The sequence below is a fragment of the Bradyrhizobium sp. T-1 genome, from assembly GCF_053592855.1.
In genome coordinates this window covers 2,968,256-2,983,168 of the sequence record NZ_CM132115.1, presented here as the reverse complement: position 1 = coordinate 2,983,168, position 14,913 = coordinate 2,968,256, and the positions used below count along the sequence as shown (strand labels likewise).

Genomic DNA, 14,913 nt, shown 5'->3' with positions numbered 1-14,913 from the left:
GGTTTCCTCCGCCGGCGGGGATAGTCCGCCCGTCACTGCCGGCCGTCAATCGGCAATTGGCCAGGCAGCAACTGCAAAGCGAGTTGAATTCCAAGGGCCGAAACAACTAAGCCCCGGATCGCTCCGGGGCTTTGCGTCGATGCTCAAGGTGATCCGCGGCTCAGTAGCGGTAGTGGTCCGACTTGTACGGACCTTCCTGCTTCACACCGATATAGTCGGCCTGATCCTTGCGGAGCTCGGTGAGCTTGACGCCGATCTTGGCGAGGTGCAGGCGTGCGACCTTCTCGTCGAGGGTCTTCGGCAGCACGTAGACTTCCTTCTTGTACTTGCCGTCCTTGTTGTTGGCGAACAGCTCGATCTGCGCCAGCGTCTGGTTGGTGAAGGACGCCGACATCACGAAGGACGGATGGCCCATCGCGTTGCCGAGGTTCACGAGGCGGCCTTCCGACAGCATGATGATGCGGTGCTTGTCGGGGAATTCGATCTCGTCGACCTGCGGCTTGATGTTGGTCCACTTCAGATTGCGCAGAGACGCGATCTGGATCTCGTTGTCGAAGTGACCGATGTTGCAGACGATGGCACGATCCTTCATCGCGCGCATGTGCTCGATGGTGATGATGTCCTTGTTGCCGGTCGCGGTGACGAAGATGTCGGCGCGGGGCGCGGCATCTTCCATGGTGGTGACTTCGTAACCCTCCATCGACGCCTGCAGCGCGCAGATCGGATCGACTTCCGACACCATCACGCGGCAGCCGGCCTGACGGAGCGAAGCCGCCGAGCCCTTGCCGACGTCGCCGAAGCCCGCGACCATCGCGACCTTGCCCGACATCATCACGTCGGTGCCGCGGCGGATGCCATCGACCAGCGATTCACGGCAGCCATAGAGGTTGTCGAACTTCGACTTGGTGACGCTGTCGTTGACGTTGATGGCGGGCCACAGCAACGTGCCGGCCTTCTGCATGTCATAGAGACGATGCACGCCCGTGGTGGTCTCTTCGGAAACGCCCTTGATGCTCTTGGCGATCTCGGCGAAATAGCCCTTCGGCTTTTCCTTGAGCTGCTTCTTCAGAAGCGCGAAGAAGACTTCCTCTTCTTCCGAAGCCGGCTTGTCCAGGAAGGCGGTGTCGCCGTTCTCGGCGCGCAGACCGAGATGGACGTACATGGTGGCGTCGCCGCCGTCGTCGAGGATCATGTTCGGGTGACCACCGCCGTGCCAGTCGAACAGTTTTGCGGTGTAGTCCCAGTACTCGGTCAGCGTCTCGCCCTTGACGGCAAAGACGGGAATGCCGGCGGCTGCGATCGCAGCAGCGGCGTGATCCTGCGTCGAATAGATGTTGCAGGAGACCCAGCGAATGTCGGCGCCGAGCGCGGCCAGCGTCTCGATCAGCACGCCGGTCTGGATCGTCATATGCAGGGAGCCGGCGATGCGCGCGCCCTTCAGCGGCTGCTTCGGGCCAAACTCCTCGCGGGTGGCCATCAGGCCGGGCATCTCGGTCTCGGCCAGCGAGAGTTCCTTGCGGCCGAAATCGGCGAGCGAAATGTCCTTGACGATGTAATCGGTGAAGCCGGGCTTCGCGTTCATTGGGGGTTCCTGTTTGTTTGGCTCGTCATTCCGGGCGCTCGTGAAACGAGCGAACCCGGAATCCAGAGGTTCGAGATTCCGGGCTCGCCGCTTTCGCGGCGCCCCGGAATGACGTTGGTGATCAGACTGCGCGCTTCAGCGCCTCGACGAGATCGGTCTTCTCCCAGGAGAAGCCGCCCTCGTTGTCGGGCGTGCGGCCGAAATGGCCGTAGGCGGAGGTACGCGCGTAGATCGGGCGGTTGAGATCGAGATGGGTGCGGATGCCGCGCGGGGTCAGGTCCATCGCCTTGGCGGCGGCCTTCTCGAGTTGATCCTCCGACACCTTACCGGTGCCGTGAGTGTCGATGTAGATCGACAGCGGACGCGCGACGCCGATGGCGTAGGCAAGCTGCAGCGTGCAGCGGTCGGCAAGACCGGCGGCGACGATGTTCTTGGCGACGTAGCGGGCAGCGTAAGCCGCAGAGCGGTCGACCTTGGTCGGATCCTTGCCGGAGAACGCGCCGCCGCCATGCGGAGCCGCGCCGCCGTAGGTGTCGACAATGATCTTGCGGCCGGTCAGGCCGGAATCGCCATCGGGACCGCCGATGAAGAACTTGCCGGTCGGGTTGATGTGCCAGATGGTCTTCGGGGTGATCCAGTCCTTCGGCAGCGCCTCGCGCACATAGGGCTCGACGATGTCGCGGATCTGCTTGGACGAGATGTCCTCGATCAGATGCTGGTGCGACACCACGATCTCGCGCACGCCGACCGGCTTGCCGTTCTCGTACTGCACGGTGACCTGGCTCTTGGAATCCGGACCCAGCACCTTCTCGCGGCCGGAGTGGCGCGCTTCGGAGATCAGGCGCAGGATCTTGTGGGCATAGAAGATCGGCGCCGGCATCAGGTCGGGCGTCTCGTTGGTGGCGTAGCCGAACATGATGCCCTGGTCGCCCGCGCCTTCTTCCTTGACCTCGCCCGGCTGCAGCGCATCGACGCCCTGCGCGATGTCGGCCGACTGCGGATGCAGCAGGATCTCGATATCAGCAGTCTTCCAGTGGAAGCCCTCCTGCTCGTACCCGATGTCCTTGATCGCGGCGCGCACGACGCTTTCGATCTGCTCGTTGTCCACCGACTTCGGACCGCGGGTCTCACCGGCGATCACCACCTTGTTGGTGGTGGCCAGCGTCTCACAGGCAGCGCGGATCTGCCACGGGTCGATGCCGGCTTTCGGCCCCTCGCGATAGAACAGATCGACGATTTCGTCGGAAATCCGGTCGCAGACCTTGTCCGGATGGCCTTCGGACACGGACTCGCTGGTGAAGAGATAGGACGCGCGCATCAGTAACCCCTTGTTCCGCCACATCAGGCGGACGTTTGCGATGTTTACCTTTGGATTATGTCAATCACGCCGGCGCGAGATGACGTAGGATTCGTCGAGAAACCAGAGCCCGTTGTACTTTCGCAGCACATCCCTGGCGGCATCCAGAGTGCGGCCGTTTTGAGTCATATCTGTCAACCGGTCGTCCTCAATCTGAGCGACATACACCGCCGCATTCCAGGCTGCAAAGGCCGTCGAGGTTCCGATGGTACCCGTCACCTCGTTGGGCAGCGCTTCCATATCATACCTGAAGATCGAACGGTTATCCGCGTAGGCATTAAAATTTAAGTCGCGGCCCAACGACCCAAGCTCGTACTTAACGGCGCGCAATAGCTCATGACGGCTCACCGAGAAAGGATTTTCTCCGGGCCAGATCGCCTGGATCATTTCCATGCCGGGATCGTGACCGTGGGAGTGGATTCCGATCAGGCGGCCACCCGGCCGCAGCGCCCGCGCCAGCGGTGCAATGATCCGCTTGGCCCGGAAATTGACCGAGGACAGGGCCCGGTATGGCTGGGATGCAATGACGAGGTCGAAATTGGCTTCGGTCTGGCCCGGCCGCGGAATGGTCGAATCGAGCAGGAACCGGTGATCCTCGCGATAGAGCACGAGGACGACGGGCCGCTCGTAGAGAGGCATGGCCGTGCGCGGGCTGATCGCGGCGCGCCAGTTCTGCTCCAGGAAGGGCCGGAGCTCGGCGATCTGCTGCTCGAACTCGCCCGATGAGGCGCCCCGCAGTGGAACCTCGTGCCAAACGGTGGCGGCGGCCGCTGCGGGCGATGCCGGCGTCAGCCAGGGCGCCTCCGAGTAGAACATGTTGGTGAAGACGAACACCGAGGCCGGATGCTCGAAAATGCGGTCGGGCACCTTCTCCAGGGTCAGGCGCAGATCCTCGAGGCTGAGCTCCTTGCCGGCCACGTAGAAAGGCATGTGCGGATAGCGCTGGTGCGTGGCGCGCAGCACCCGCGCCAGTACCGTGCCGTCGCCGACGCCCGCGTCGAAAATGCGCAGCGCCGGCGGCCGCGGATGGATGGTAGAGAGCTCCAGCGCCACGCGGTCGGCGATGACCCGCTTCTCGCTGCAGGTGTGGACGAACAGCAGGTATTTCTGCCGGTTCTCGAAGAAGCGGAAATTGCCGCGTGGATCGCGCTTTTCCGGGGGCACCTGAAGCCCCCGCGGCGGCGGCAGGCCACCGGTCGTCGATGCCGCGATATAGGCCTGGATCCGCTCCAGCGTATCGATGGTAATGCGTTTGCCCTCGCGCAGGCGGTGCACGAGCTTCCCATCGTTCACCGCACGCCGGCCAAAAGTCGATTCCGCCATGTCCGCCTTGCGGCAGAACTCGGTGATTTGGCTCAGGATTTCATCGTTCTTCATGAGTGGGATGGAGGTGGGCAGGAAAGTTGGGACCCACTTCCTAGCAAACTCTGCCCACTCAGGGAATACCCGTGCCTGCTTTACCCCACGTCCGATGACGCAGGCGTGAACCCCGAGGGGTCACCGGGCAACAAACAAGCACTTCTCCTCAAGGAATTCCCCTATGAGCCGCCTGCTTGTCGCGCTCGCCCTGCTCGCTGCCGCCCTATGGTCGGCGCCTGCCTCCGCCCAATCGCGCGGTCAGCTCGGGCCGCTCTGCACCACCGAGACGACGCCGGCGGACCAGATGGTCGACGCCTGCAGCAAGATCATCGCGCTGAAGGTTTTCAAGGGCGGGCAGCTCGCGACCGTCTATTTCTGGCGCGCCGTGGGCTGGAACAAGAAAGGTGACTACGCCCGGGTCATTGCCGACACCACCGAAGCGATCCGGCTGCAGCCGAGCCAGGCGGTCTACAACATGCGGGGCTCGGCCTATTACGACAAGGGCGACTACGACATCGCGATTGCGGATTTCGACGATGCGCTGAAGCTCGGGCCGCCGAGCGGCATCATCTTCCACAACCGCGGCAATGCCTGGCGCGGCAAGGGCGACTACGCCAAGGCGATCGCCGATTACGACATGTCGATCAAGGCCGATCCGAGATCGGCGTTCTCGTTCCAGAACCGTGGCATTGCCAAGGAAGCTCTCGGCGACCTCGACGGCGCGCTCGCGGATATCAACCAGGCCATCCGGCTCGATCCGACGCTGCCGCAGCCGCTGATCAACCGCACCACCATCTGGCGCGCGAAGAACGACCTCGAGCGGGCCATTGCCGACGGCAGCGAGGCGATCCGGCTCGCCAAGGACAAGCCGCCGGTCAACATCATGACACCGCCAAACAGCGTGCTGATCTCCGCCTATACCCATCGCGCACTGGCCTATGAGGCCAAGGGCGACTATGCGCGCGCGAGAGACGATTACAACGCCACGCTCGCGATCGTGGCCTCGGATGCCGGCAGCAAGGCCAATCAGGCCACCGCGAAAGTGCGGCTGTCGCTGGTGACGGATGCAGCCGCGCCGATCCCGCGTGATGCGCCCTTGCCGGCAACGGAGCCGACGGCAGCTCCTGCCCCGCAGCAGACGGGCGCCGCACCGGCGCCCTCGCCTTCCCCGGCCGTTCGCGGCAGCCGCATGGCGCTGGTCATCGGCAACGGCGCCTATGCGCATGTGAAGGCCCTGCCCAATCCGCCCAACGATGCGCGCGCCGTCGCCAGGAGCCTGCGCGATATCGGCTTCACGGTATCCGAGGGCATCGACCTCGACCGCGCAGCGATGCAGAAGATGACGCGGGAGTTTTTGCGGGATGCAGCACGGGCACAGGTAGCCCTGGTCTATTACGCCGGCCATGGCGTGCAGGTTGACGGCCGCAACTATCTCATTCCCATCGACGTCGAGCTCAAGCCCGGCGCGAGCATGACGGAAGCGATGATCGACATGGCCACCATCATGGCCGGCCTCGACGACCAGGTCCGCACCAACATCCTGATCTTCGATGCCTGCCGCAACAATCCGATGGCGCAGCAGATCGCAAGCGCCGGTGGCAATCGCAGCATCGAGAGCGCCTCAGGCCTCGCCGCGCCGTCGAGCCTGGGCGCCGGCGCAACGCTAGGGGCCGGCACGCTGATCGCATTCGCGACCGCGCCGGGTCAGGTTGCGCTCGACGGCGAAGGCGCCAACTCGCCCTTCTCCGCGGCGCTGTCCCGCCACATCGGCACACCCGGCCTCGAAGTGCAGCAGATGCTCACGCGGGTGCGGGCGGAAGTGGTCTCGGGCACGAAGAACAAGCAGGTGCCGTGGTCGAACTCGTCACTGCTGGGCGAGGTCTATCTGGCGGAGAAGTGATCATGCAGCTTGCGAGCGATATCTCTTTGCGCTGTCGGCGATCTGCTGCGCCTCGATACCGATCTCGCGCAACTGTCCCGTGGGCACCGTGATCTGCCCGCAGAAATAAAGCCCCGGTTCCGCGCTCGGCTTGCCCGTCACACGCGGCATGCCGTACGGATCGAAGACGTCGACGACATCCGGGATCAGCGGTCGCAGGTCGGGGCGAAAGCCCGTTGCAAGAATCACGGCGTCGAATTTCTCCATCGTTCCGTCGGTGAACACGACACCATCATTGGTTAAACGATCGATACCGGCACGCACTGCAATGGCGCCGTCCCTGATCTTTGCAAGCGTGCCGATGTCGATCAAGGGTACGCGCCCGTCCTCTTCGACCATCTGCCGTGGTCCCTTTGCCGCGCGACGCAACCCAAGCGTTTCGAAATTGCCGACGGCAAGCCGCAGCACCGGCGCGTTGATCGCATCAACGAGGCGCGCCGGCAGGCGTCGGTACAAGATCGCCCATGACAGGATGGGAAAGCCTAGCAGATCGCGCGGAATGATTTGAACAGGACTGCGCACCGCGAGCCCAACGGAGACGCCGGCATTGGCAAGATCGAGCGCGATCTCACCGCCCGAATTGCCGAAGCCGACCACGAGCACACGACGACCTGTGTAGGGCGCGGGGTTGCGATAGCGGCTGCTGTGGAGAATCTCGCCGGAAAAATCGTCCATGCCCGGCCAGCTGGGGCGATGTGGCGCATCTGCGATGCCGGTGGCGATCACCACGATCGGCGCGACATGTTCCTTCTGTCGCGATTCAACACGCCATTGCGATCCTTCGCGCGTGATACGCGAAACCTCGGCATCGAAGACAGGATTGATCTCAAAGCGGGCCGCGTAGCTCTCAAGATAAGCGACCATCTGCGCGCGCGATGGATAGACCGGATAGCTCGACGGCATCGCCATGCCGGGCAAGCCGGAATGATTGCGGTCGGTATGCAAATGCAGCCGGTCATAATGGCGGCGCCAGACCGCGCCGACTTCGGTGGCCTTCTCCAGCACGGTGGCCCGGAGGCCAGCCGTGCGGAGCGTTGCGGCACAGGCGAGCCCGGCAGGGCCCGCACCGACGACGATCGCATCAGGGTTCGGATCCATGTCTCCTCCCCCTGAGATATTCGAAGGACTTATTTACCCCAGACTTCGTTGGCGATCTCGACCGCGAGGCTGAGCTTCGCCCACTGCTCTTCCTCGGAGAGGATGTTGCCCTCTTCGGTCGAAGCAAACCCGCACTGCGGCGACAGCGCGAGCTGCTCCAGCGGGGCGAACTTGGCGGCCTCCTCCAGGCGACGCTTGATGGCGTCCTTCTTCTCGAGCTCGCCGAACTTCGAGGTGATGACACCGACCACGACGACCTTGTTGCCCTTGGGCAGGAAGCGCAGCGGCTCGAACCCGCCGGCACGATCTGAATCGTATTCCAGGAAGTAGCCGTCGTAATTGGTACCGGCGAGCATGGTCTCGGCCACCGGCTCGTAGCCGCCCGAGGAAATCCAGGTCGAGCGGAAATTGCCGCGGCAGACATGCGTCGTCACCACCATGTCGGCAGGCTTCTCGGCCAGCGCGTAGTTGATGATGCGCGCATAGATCTGCTGCAGGCCGTCGGGATTGTCACCCCGCGCGCGCGCTTTTTCCAGCTCGTCCGGCGAGCAGAGATAAGCCCACACGGTGTCGTCGAACTGCAGATAGCGGCAGCCGGCGTCATAGAACGCCTTCACGGCCTTGCGATAGGTCTTGCCGAGATCCTCGTAGAAGGCGTCGAGATCGGGATAGACGTCCTTGGAGATCGACTTGCGGCCGCCGCGGAAGTGCAGCACGGCCGGCGACGGGATCGTCATCTTGGCGGTGACGTGCGCCTGGTCGGTGTACTTCTTCAGGAAGCGGAAGTGGTCCAGCATCGGATGGTCGTCGGGGAAGTCGAGTTTGTCGATCACCCGGACCGCGTCGTGGCGGGTTTGCACGCCCGCGAACTGGATGCCGGCGTCGGGGTGGAACAGCTCGCAGCCGGTGAGCTTGGCCAGGAAGTCGAAATGCCACCAGGAGCGGCGGAATTCGCCGTCGGTCGCGAGCTTCAAGCCGACAGAGGCCTGCTTGTGCACGACCTTCTCGATCTCCATGTCCTCGACCTTGCGCAGATCGTCGGCCGAGATCTCGCCCTTCTCGAGCTTTGCGCGGGCTTCCTTGATCTTGGCGGGGCGCAGGAGGCTGCCGACCTCGTCGGCACGGAAGGGGGCTTTGGTTCGCTGCATTTCTTGAACTCCCGGGATGTTTTTTAGTGGGCCGCCGCCCCTGCAACGCCGAGATGGCGCTCCAGGACCGACGGGTCGGCCTTCAGCGCGGCGCTCGGGGCGTCGTGGACGATCGTTCCGCGTTCCAATATCACAACGCGGTCGGCAAGCCCGAGAATCTTTTGGGCATTCTGCTCGACGATGATCGAGCAGATGCCGCCTGCCCGGGTGATGGTCCCGATCGCCTTCAGGAGCTCCTCGACGATGATGGGCGCCAGGCCCTCGGTCGGCTCGTCCAGCAGCAGGACCTTCGGATTGAGAGTCAGCGCACGGCCAATCGCCAGCATCTGCTGCTCACCGCCGGAAAGCTGGTTACCAAAATTGCTCCGCCGCTCCTTCAGCCGCGGGAACATCTCGTAGACCTTCTCGACGGTCCAGGGGCCCGGCTGAGCCACTGCGGTCATGTTCTCCTCGACCGTGAGTGAACGGAAGATGTTGCGCTCCTGCGGCACCCAGCCGATGCCGGCACGCGCCCGCTGGTCCGGCCGGAGCGACGTGACATCGGTGCCGGCAAGCCCGACGGTTCCGGAGAAGCGGCGGGTAACGCCGACGATGGAGTTGATCAGCGTCGTCTTGCCGGTGCCGTTGCGACCGAGCAGTGCCAGCACCTGCCCCTCGGCAAGGCGCAGGGACATATTGGGCAGCACCACGGCCTCGCCATAGCCGACACGCAGGGACTCGATTGCGAGCAGGTCAGACATTGACCGCCTCCTCGCCGAGATAGACCGCCTTCACCTGCGGATCGCGCGCGACCTGGTCGGGCGGACCTTCAGTGAGCAGCGCGCCGGAGACCAGCACCGAAATGCGATCGGCGAAGGAGAACACGAGATCCATGTCGTGCTCGATCAGCAGCACGGTGACATCGCGTGGCAGCGCCCCCACCACAGCGAGAATGTCGTGGCGTTCGCTCTCGGGCACGCCGGCCGCGGGCTCGTCGAGCAGCAGCACGCGTGGCTTGGCGGCGATCGCAACCGCGATCTCGAGCAGACGCTGCTTGCCGTAAGGCAGCGTCACGGTCTCCTCGTTCATGACGTCGAGCAGATGGAAGCGCGTCAGGAGATCGGCGATCTCGCCGTTGACGTCGCCGCGCGTGCCCATCCGACGCCACCAGTCGCCGCCATGGCCGAGGCGTTCGGAGACGGCCAGGCCGATGGTCTCTAGCGGGGTCAGGTCCGGATAGAGCTGGTTGATCTGGAATGTACGCGACAGGCCGCGCAGCACGCGCTTGTGCACGGGCAGATCGGTGATGTCCTGGCCTTCGAGCAGGATGCGTCCCGAGTTCGGCTTGAGCACGCCGGTGAGCTGATTGATGACGGTGGTCTTGCCCGCGCCGTTCGGACCGATCAGCGCATGGCGGGCCCCCTGCTCGATTCTGAGCGACAGATCGCGGGTGACGCGCAGGCCGCCAAAGGTCTTTTCGAGATTTTGCGTTTCGAGCGCGATGGTCATGCGTCGCTCTCCGGCACGGCGACGACGCCCTTGCGCCCCATCACCTGCTTGATGACCAGGTTCGGCACGTACAGCACCCAGCGATGCAGGCGCTGGCGGCCGACCAGCACGATCACGACCAGCACGAGGCCAATCCAGAATTGCCAATATTGCGGGGTGATGGTGGAGAACACTTCCTGCAGCATGCGGAAGATCACCGCGCCGACCAGTCCGCCATAGAGATAGCCGGTGCCGCCGATGACGAGCACCAGCATCAGATCGGCCGAGCGCTCGAAGGCGAACACGTCGAGCGAAGCGATCGCGGTGGTCTGGGTGAACAGCGCGCCCGCGATGCCGGCATAGAACGCCGCGAGCGTGTAGATCGCGATCAGGCGGCGGTTGACGGGGATGCCGATGGCGGCGGCACGCAGCGGGTTGTTCTTGATCGCGCGCAACGACAGGCCGAACGGCGAGTGCACGATGCGGCGGGCGAGCAGGAACAGCACAAACAGCACGGCCAGCGAATAGAAGAAGCCGGCCTTGCCGAACATGTCGAACGGGATCCCGCCAAAGATCGGCTGCATCTCGATGCCTTGCAGGCCGTCGGTGCCGCCGGTGACGTTGGAGAAGCGTTCGGCGAGCGCCTCCAGCAACAGCGCGATGCCGAGTGTCACCATCAGGCGGGTCAGGTCGACGCCGCGGATCACCAGGAAGCTGGTGGCAAAGCCCAGCACCATCGCGGCGAGGCCCGCAACGATCAGCGCCAGCACCGGCTCGTTGATGATGCCATGCAGTGCCAGCAGCCCCGCGGCATAGGCGCCGACGCCGAAGAAGGCGGCATGGCCGAGCGAGACGATGCCGGCATAGCCGAGGATGAGATCGAGCGACATCGCAAACAGCGCCAGCCGCAGGATGTCGGTCATGATGAGATAGCGAGTGGGAAACACGAAGCCGCAAGCGAGCACGACGAGCCAGAAGGCGGCCTCGCCATAGTGCCAGCGCGCATGCCGCTGAGCGTGGAAACCGACGTCGGACGAAGCGCTCATCGGCAAGCTCAACGCGCGGCCGTGCGGCCGAACAGGCCGTTCGGGCGCCAGATCAGGATCACAATCATCATGGTGTAGATCACGAACGGTCCCATCTTCGGCACGTAGTACTTTCCGGCGACGTCGCCGATGCCGAGCAGGAGCGAGGCCAGAAACGGCCCGGTGATCGAGGACGAGCCGCCGACGGTGACCACGATCAGGAAGTAGATCATGAACTTCAGCGGGAAATACGGGTCGAGGCCGAGGATCTCGGCGCTCAGCGCGCCGCCGAGGCCGGCTAGTCCGCAGCCGAACGCAAAGGTGAAGGCGAACACCTGGGGCACGTTGATGCCGAGGCCGCTCGCGGCGCGGGGATCGTCGACGGCGGCGCGCAGGCGGCTGCCGAAGCGGGTCTTGGCCAGCACCATCTGCAGGCCGATGGTGAGGAGGCCACAGATCACGATGATCATCAGCCGGTAGCGGCCGATGCCAATGCCGAACAGGTCGAACTGGCCCTGCAGCCCGGCCGGCAGGTTGATGAACACGCGGGAGGAGCCCTGAATGTAATCGACGGCTGCGACCGACATGAATGTCAGGCCGATCGTGAACAGCACCTGGTCGAGATGGCTACGCGCATAGAGATGACGATAGAGCGTACGTTCCAGCGCAATCCCGATTGCGGCCGACGAGACAAAAGCAAGCGGCAGCGCCGCGAAGAACGGCCACCCCATCCGGTTGACCAGCACCATGCAGACATAGCCGCCAGCCATGGCGAAGGCGCCATGGGCGAGGTTGACGAAGTTCATCAGGCCGAGCGTGACCGCGAGCCCGCAGGCGAGCACGAACAGCAGCATGCCGTAAGCAACGCCATCGAACAGGTTGGTGAGGATTGAGGTCATCGTCTCAGCTTGGAGTTGGTCGTCATGGCCGGGCTCGTCCCGGCCATCCACGTTCTTGTCTGGGCCTTGCGTGGATGCCCGGGACAAGCCCGGGCATGACGCTGGAGCGGTTGGCGAGATCCCCGATGCGCGCTAATGCGCGCCCCGGGATGACGCGCTTGCGCGCGTCACTTCTTGGTCTTGCCGAGATCCTTGACCGCTTCGAAGGTCTGGAACTCGACGTTGTAGAGCTCACCGTCGGCCTTCTCGACCTTGCGGATATAGACGTTCTGGATGATGTCGCGCGTCTCCGGATCGATCGAGATCGGGCCGCGCGGACTCTCCCACTTCTGACCCTTCATGGCCTCGACCAGCTTGGTGCCGTCGGTGTCGCCGTTGGTCTTCTTCAATGCCTCGTAGATCAGGTGGATGCCGTCATAGCCGCTCACCGCCATGAAGCCGGGACGCGTGCCGAACGCCTTCTTGTAAGCTGCGACGAAATCCTTGTTCATCTGCGAGGGATGCGCCGCCGAGTAGATGTGCGCGGTCACGGTCCCGAGCACGGCGTCGCCCATGTTGTTGAGGAGGTCGTCGTCGGTGACGTCGCCCGGTCCGATCACCTTGATGCCGGCCTTGTCGAGACCGCGCTCGGCATATTGCTTCATGAAATTGCCGCCCTGGCCCGCCGGCACGAACACGAAGATCGCGTCGGGCTTGGCATCCTTCATGCGCTGCAGGAACGGCGCGAAGTCGGGGTTGGCGAGCGGCGTCTTGACCTCTTCGACCACCTCGCCGCCACCGGCGGTGAAGTGCTCCTTGAAGAAGTTGAGCGCGTCATTGCCCGGCGCGTAGTCCGAGGTCAGCGTCGCCACCTTCTTGATACCGTTCTTCACCGCCCAGTCGCCGATGATGGTCGAGGACTGCGCGAGCGTGAAGCTGGTGCGCACGATGTAGGGCGAGCGCTCCGTGATGATGGAGGTACCCGCTGCCATCACGACTTCCGGAATCTTGGCCTGCGTCGCCAGCGGCGCGGCCGCGAGCGCTGCCGGCGTCACGCCGAAACCGCCGATGAAATTGACCTTGTCGTTGACGATCAGTTCCTGCGCAGCGGTCTTTGTCTTGTCCGGGATCGCCGCGTCGTCCTTGACGATGATCTCGATCTTCTTGCCGGCGACGGTGTCGCCCTTCTGCTGCATGTAGAGCTTGATCGCGTTCTCGATCTGCTTGCCGGTCGAGGCCTGACCGCCGGTCATCGGCAGGATCATGCCAATCTTGACGGTGTCCTCGGCCTTGGCCGGTGCTACGGCCGTGAGGCCGGCGATGGCGGCAAATGCGGCGGCACGAGAAAACTGTTTACGTTCGAACATCAGATGTCCCTCCCCTTCATTCCTGACCTGTTGTGTGCTGGACCGAGTGCCCGGTCCTTGCCTCACCTTAACCCACGCACGAGCGCTGTCGCGCGTCACATGGCGTCTTTCGCGCCCTCATTGTCAATCGGACGTTTGGCGACCATTCGGCGCAAGCCGTGCGTCCGATGACCAAGCGTGGAAAAACAGTGTCGCGGTTACATCGGGGTAACCCAAACACCTCGACGACCCATTTGTACGGATGTACAAATAAAATGGACCTGTCAACGAAAAAGCCCATGGTCGTGTGCTGGCCGGATTGTCGCGACGGCCCGCAGCCTAGAAATGTCACCGTCGGCGTGGAGGGATGATTTCGTCTTTCGCTTGGAGAATTCGAACATAGGATCGGCAAATATCCTTCGGTATTTTGCTACCTATCTCGAATAAGCCAATTTTACCTTGTTGAAGGCTACCCTTCCGGACCGCCGGCTTGTCCGGCAGTCTGGCCACCCATCCGATCCCAGCGTCGCACGATGTCCATGCGTCTCCCGTCTTCTCTGTTTCTGATCGTGCTTGCCGCGGGCCTGTCCGGCTGCGGCACGGTCAACGAAAATCTTTCGGCCAGCATGGGCGACTATGTTCCGCAGTGGGCCGGCGGCCTGCCTGCAGACGCTCCGCCGCGACCGGGCACACCGCAATACGCTGCGTGGATGAAGGAACGGGAACAGAAGCGACTCCTCCCCGCAGCAACGCGCGACCAGCCTAAAACCGGCCAGAGCAGGCTTGACCCCGCGCAATAGCGTTGCTTGTAAACGGCGGTTGAGGGCGGGTAACAGAATGCGGGACGACGGCGCAGGCAAGCGGACGGACTGTATCGTCATCGGCGGCAGCGGACTGGTTGGCGGCTATCTCGTCGACCATCTGGCCCGCCGGCATGGGCATGTGTTTGCGGTCTCCCGTTCGCCTCGCAGCGCGACCGCTAGCGTCGGATGGATTCAGGCCGACCTGACGCGGCCGGATACACTGAAATTTCCCGATGTCACGACGCTGTACTGTACCAGCGACGCAATTCTGCTTGCCAAGGCGCTCCCCCTTCTCCTCTCGTCCTCCGTCAATCGTGTCGTGGCTTTGAGCTCGACCAGCGTGCTCACCAAGCAGGATACTGAAGTTGCGGAAGAGCGCGAGACTATCCGAAACCTGACCGATGCCGAACAGACGATCGCCAGGCTCTGCGACCAGCGCCAGGTCAGCTGGACCATCTTGCGACCGACCCTAATCTACGCCGAAGGACGGGACACCAACATCACGCCGCTGTCGCGGCTCATTCGCCGCGTCGGCTTCATGCCCCTCGTCGGTGGCGCGAAGGGTCTTCGGCAGCCGGTACACGCCGAGGATCTCGCGATCGGCGCAATCGCAGCAGCGGAGAGTCCGGCAGCGTCCAACAAATTCTATTCGCTGCCCGGAGCGGAAACGCTGCCCTATCGCGAAATGATCGGCCGGGTGTTTGACGGCATGGGGCGGCCCCGGCGGCTGGTTTCCGTCCCCCCGTGGCTGTGGCGCGTCATCTTTGCGATGGCGAAGCCGCTGTATCCCACGGCAAACGTCGCGATGGGCTTGCGCATGATGAAGGACATGACCTTCGACGCCACGCCGGCGATCGAGGATTTCGGCTGGAGCCCGCGGCTCTTCCGTCCGGTCTTCGACTAGGCACGTC

General features: G+C 63.7%; 13 protein-coding genes. 3 read left to right on the top strand and 10 right to left on the bottom strand.

Annotated features, from left to right (window positions below):
• Positions 1-160 precede the first annotated feature (160 nt).
• The 3 genes from ahcY to ACWAT4_RS14210 all read right to left on the bottom strand — a co-directional run bounded on the left by ahcY (position 161) and on the right by ACWAT4_RS14210 (position 4,316).
• Positions 161-1,582: an adenosylhomocysteinase gene (gene ahcY, locus ACWAT4_RS14220; protein WP_212301236.1), complete on the bottom strand. Its 1,422-nt coding sequence runs from the start codon at positions 1,580-1,582 to the stop codon at positions 161-163.
• A gap of 121 nt (positions 1,583-1,703) precedes the next feature.
• Positions 1,704-2,900 carry a methionine adenosyltransferase gene (gene metK, locus ACWAT4_RS14215; RefSeq protein ID WP_212301237.1) on the bottom strand — a complete coding sequence of 399 codons (1,197 nt, stop codon included), beginning with the start codon at positions 2,898-2,900 and terminating at the stop codon, positions 1,704-1,706.
• 60 nt (positions 2,901-2,960) lie between these two features.
• Positions 2,961-4,316: a hypothetical protein gene (locus ACWAT4_RS14210; RefSeq protein WP_212301238.1), complete on the bottom strand. Its 1,356-nt coding sequence runs from the start codon at positions 4,314-4,316 to the stop codon at positions 2,961-2,963.
• Positions 4,317-4,479: 163 nt separating this feature from the next.
• Here ACWAT4_RS14210 and ACWAT4_RS14205 point away from each other — a divergent pair, with 163 nt between their 5' ends.
• Entirely contained in the window at positions 4,480-6,198 is a 1,719-nt protein-coding gene (locus ACWAT4_RS14205) for a caspase family protein (RefSeq protein ID WP_212426243.1), read from the top strand.
• Here the strand turns inward: ACWAT4_RS14205 and ACWAT4_RS14200 are convergent, their stop codons facing one another.
• The 7 genes from ACWAT4_RS14200 to ACWAT4_RS14170 all read right to left on the bottom strand — a co-directional run bounded on the left by ACWAT4_RS14200 (position 6,199) and on the right by ACWAT4_RS14170 (position 13,220).
• Positions 6,199-7,335: a flavin-containing monooxygenase gene (locus tag ACWAT4_RS14200; RefSeq protein ID WP_212301240.1), complete on the bottom strand. Its 1,137-nt coding sequence runs from the start codon at positions 7,333-7,335 to the stop codon at positions 6,199-6,201.
• A gap of 29 nt (positions 7,336-7,364) precedes the next feature.
• Positions 7,365-8,483: a cobalamin-independent methionine synthase II family protein gene (locus ACWAT4_RS14195; RefSeq protein ID WP_212301241.1), complete on the bottom strand. Its 1,119-nt coding sequence runs from the start codon at positions 8,481-8,483 to the stop codon at positions 7,365-7,367.
• A 23-nt stretch (positions 8,484-8,506) separates the two neighbouring features.
• Positions 8,507-9,223, bottom strand: a complete 717-nt coding sequence (locus tag ACWAT4_RS14190) for an ABC transporter ATP-binding protein (RefSeq protein ID WP_212301242.1) — start codon at positions 9,221-9,223, stop codon at positions 8,507-8,509.
• The gene (locus ACWAT4_RS14185; RefSeq protein WP_449730789.1) at positions 9,216-9,971 is read right to left on the bottom strand and encodes an ABC transporter ATP-binding protein; all 756 of its coding nucleotides are present in this window, start codon (positions 9,969-9,971) and stop codon (positions 9,216-9,218) included. Before ACWAT4_RS14185 ends, ACWAT4_RS14190 begins: the two co-directional genes overlap by 8 nt.
• Positions 9,968-10,996 (bottom strand): branched-chain amino acid ABC transporter permease, encoded by a 1,029-nt coding sequence (locus ACWAT4_RS14180; protein WP_212301244.1) that lies wholly within the window; start codon positions 10,994-10,996, stop codon positions 9,968-9,970. The genes ACWAT4_RS14185 and ACWAT4_RS14180 overlap by 4 nt, the downstream gene beginning before the upstream one ends.
• A gap of 8 nt (positions 10,997-11,004) precedes the next feature.
• The gene (locus tag ACWAT4_RS14175; protein WP_212301245.1) at positions 11,005-11,874 is read right to left on the bottom strand and encodes a branched-chain amino acid ABC transporter permease; all 870 of its coding nucleotides are present in this window, start codon (positions 11,872-11,874) and stop codon (positions 11,005-11,007) included.
• A 167-nt stretch (positions 11,875-12,041) separates the two neighbouring features.
• Positions 12,042-13,220: an ABC transporter substrate-binding protein gene (locus ACWAT4_RS14170; protein WP_212426245.1), complete on the bottom strand. Its 1,179-nt coding sequence runs from the start codon at positions 13,218-13,220 to the stop codon at positions 12,042-12,044.
• A 512-nt stretch (positions 13,221-13,732) separates the two neighbouring features.
• On the opposite strand from ACWAT4_RS14170, the gene ACWAT4_RS14165 reads away from it, so the two are divergent.
• Positions 13,733-13,999: a hypothetical protein gene (locus tag ACWAT4_RS14165; RefSeq protein WP_212301247.1), complete on the top strand. Its 267-nt coding sequence runs from the start codon at positions 13,733-13,735 to the stop codon at positions 13,997-13,999.
• Positions 14,000-14,036: 37 nt separating this feature from the next.
• Positions 14,037-14,906, top strand: coding sequence for an NAD-dependent epimerase/dehydratase family protein (locus ACWAT4_RS14160; protein WP_212301248.1), 870 nt, complete (start codon positions 14,037-14,039; stop codon positions 14,904-14,906).
• Positions 14,907-14,913 lie beyond the last annotated feature (7 nt).

Coding starts and splice junctions, on each gene's coding strand:
- ACWAT4_RS14170 (WP_212426245.1), bottom strand. CDS start 13,220: ATGTTCGAACGTAAACAGTTTTCTCGTGCCGCCGCATTTGCCGCCATC.
- metK (WP_212301237.1), bottom strand. CDS start 2,900: ATGCGCGCGTCCTATCTCTTCACCAGCGAGTCCGTGTCCGAAGGCCAT.
- ACWAT4_RS14185 (WP_449730789.1), bottom strand. CDS start 9,971: ATGACCATCGCGCTCGAAACGCAAAATCTCGAAAAGACCTTTGGCGGC.
- ACWAT4_RS14200 (WP_212301240.1), bottom strand. CDS start 7,335: ATGGATCCGAACCCTGATGCGATCGTCGTCGGTGCGGGCCCTGCCGGG.
- ACWAT4_RS14165 (WP_212301247.1), top strand. CDS start 13,733: ATGTCCATGCGTCTCCCGTCTTCTCTGTTTCTGATCGTGCTTGCCGCG.
- ACWAT4_RS14160 (WP_212301248.1), top strand. CDS start 14,037: ATGCGGGACGACGGCGCAGGCAAGCGGACGGACTGTATCGTCATCGGC.
- ACWAT4_RS14175 (WP_212301245.1), bottom strand. CDS start 11,874: ATGACCTCAATCCTCACCAACCTGTTCGATGGCGTTGCTTACGGCATG.
- ACWAT4_RS14180 (WP_212301244.1), bottom strand. CDS start 10,996: ATGAGCGCTTCGTCCGACGTCGGTTTCCACGCTCAGCGGCATGCGCGC.
- ACWAT4_RS14190 (WP_212301242.1), bottom strand. CDS start 9,223: ATGTCTGACCTGCTCGCAATCGAGTCCCTGCGTGTCGGCTATGGCGAG.
- ACWAT4_RS14205 (WP_212426243.1), top strand. CDS start 4,480: ATGAGCCGCCTGCTTGTCGCGCTCGCCCTGCTCGCTGCCGCCCTATGG.
- ahcY (WP_212301236.1), bottom strand. CDS start 1,582: ATGAACGCGAAGCCCGGCTTCACCGATTACATCGTCAAGGACATTTCG.
- ACWAT4_RS14210 (WP_212301238.1), bottom strand. CDS start 4,316: ATGAAGAACGATGAAATCCTGAGCCAAATCACCGAGTTCTGCCGCAAG.
- ACWAT4_RS14195 (WP_212301241.1), bottom strand. CDS start 8,483: ATGCAGCGAACCAAAGCCCCCTTCCGTGCCGACGAGGTCGGCAGCCTC.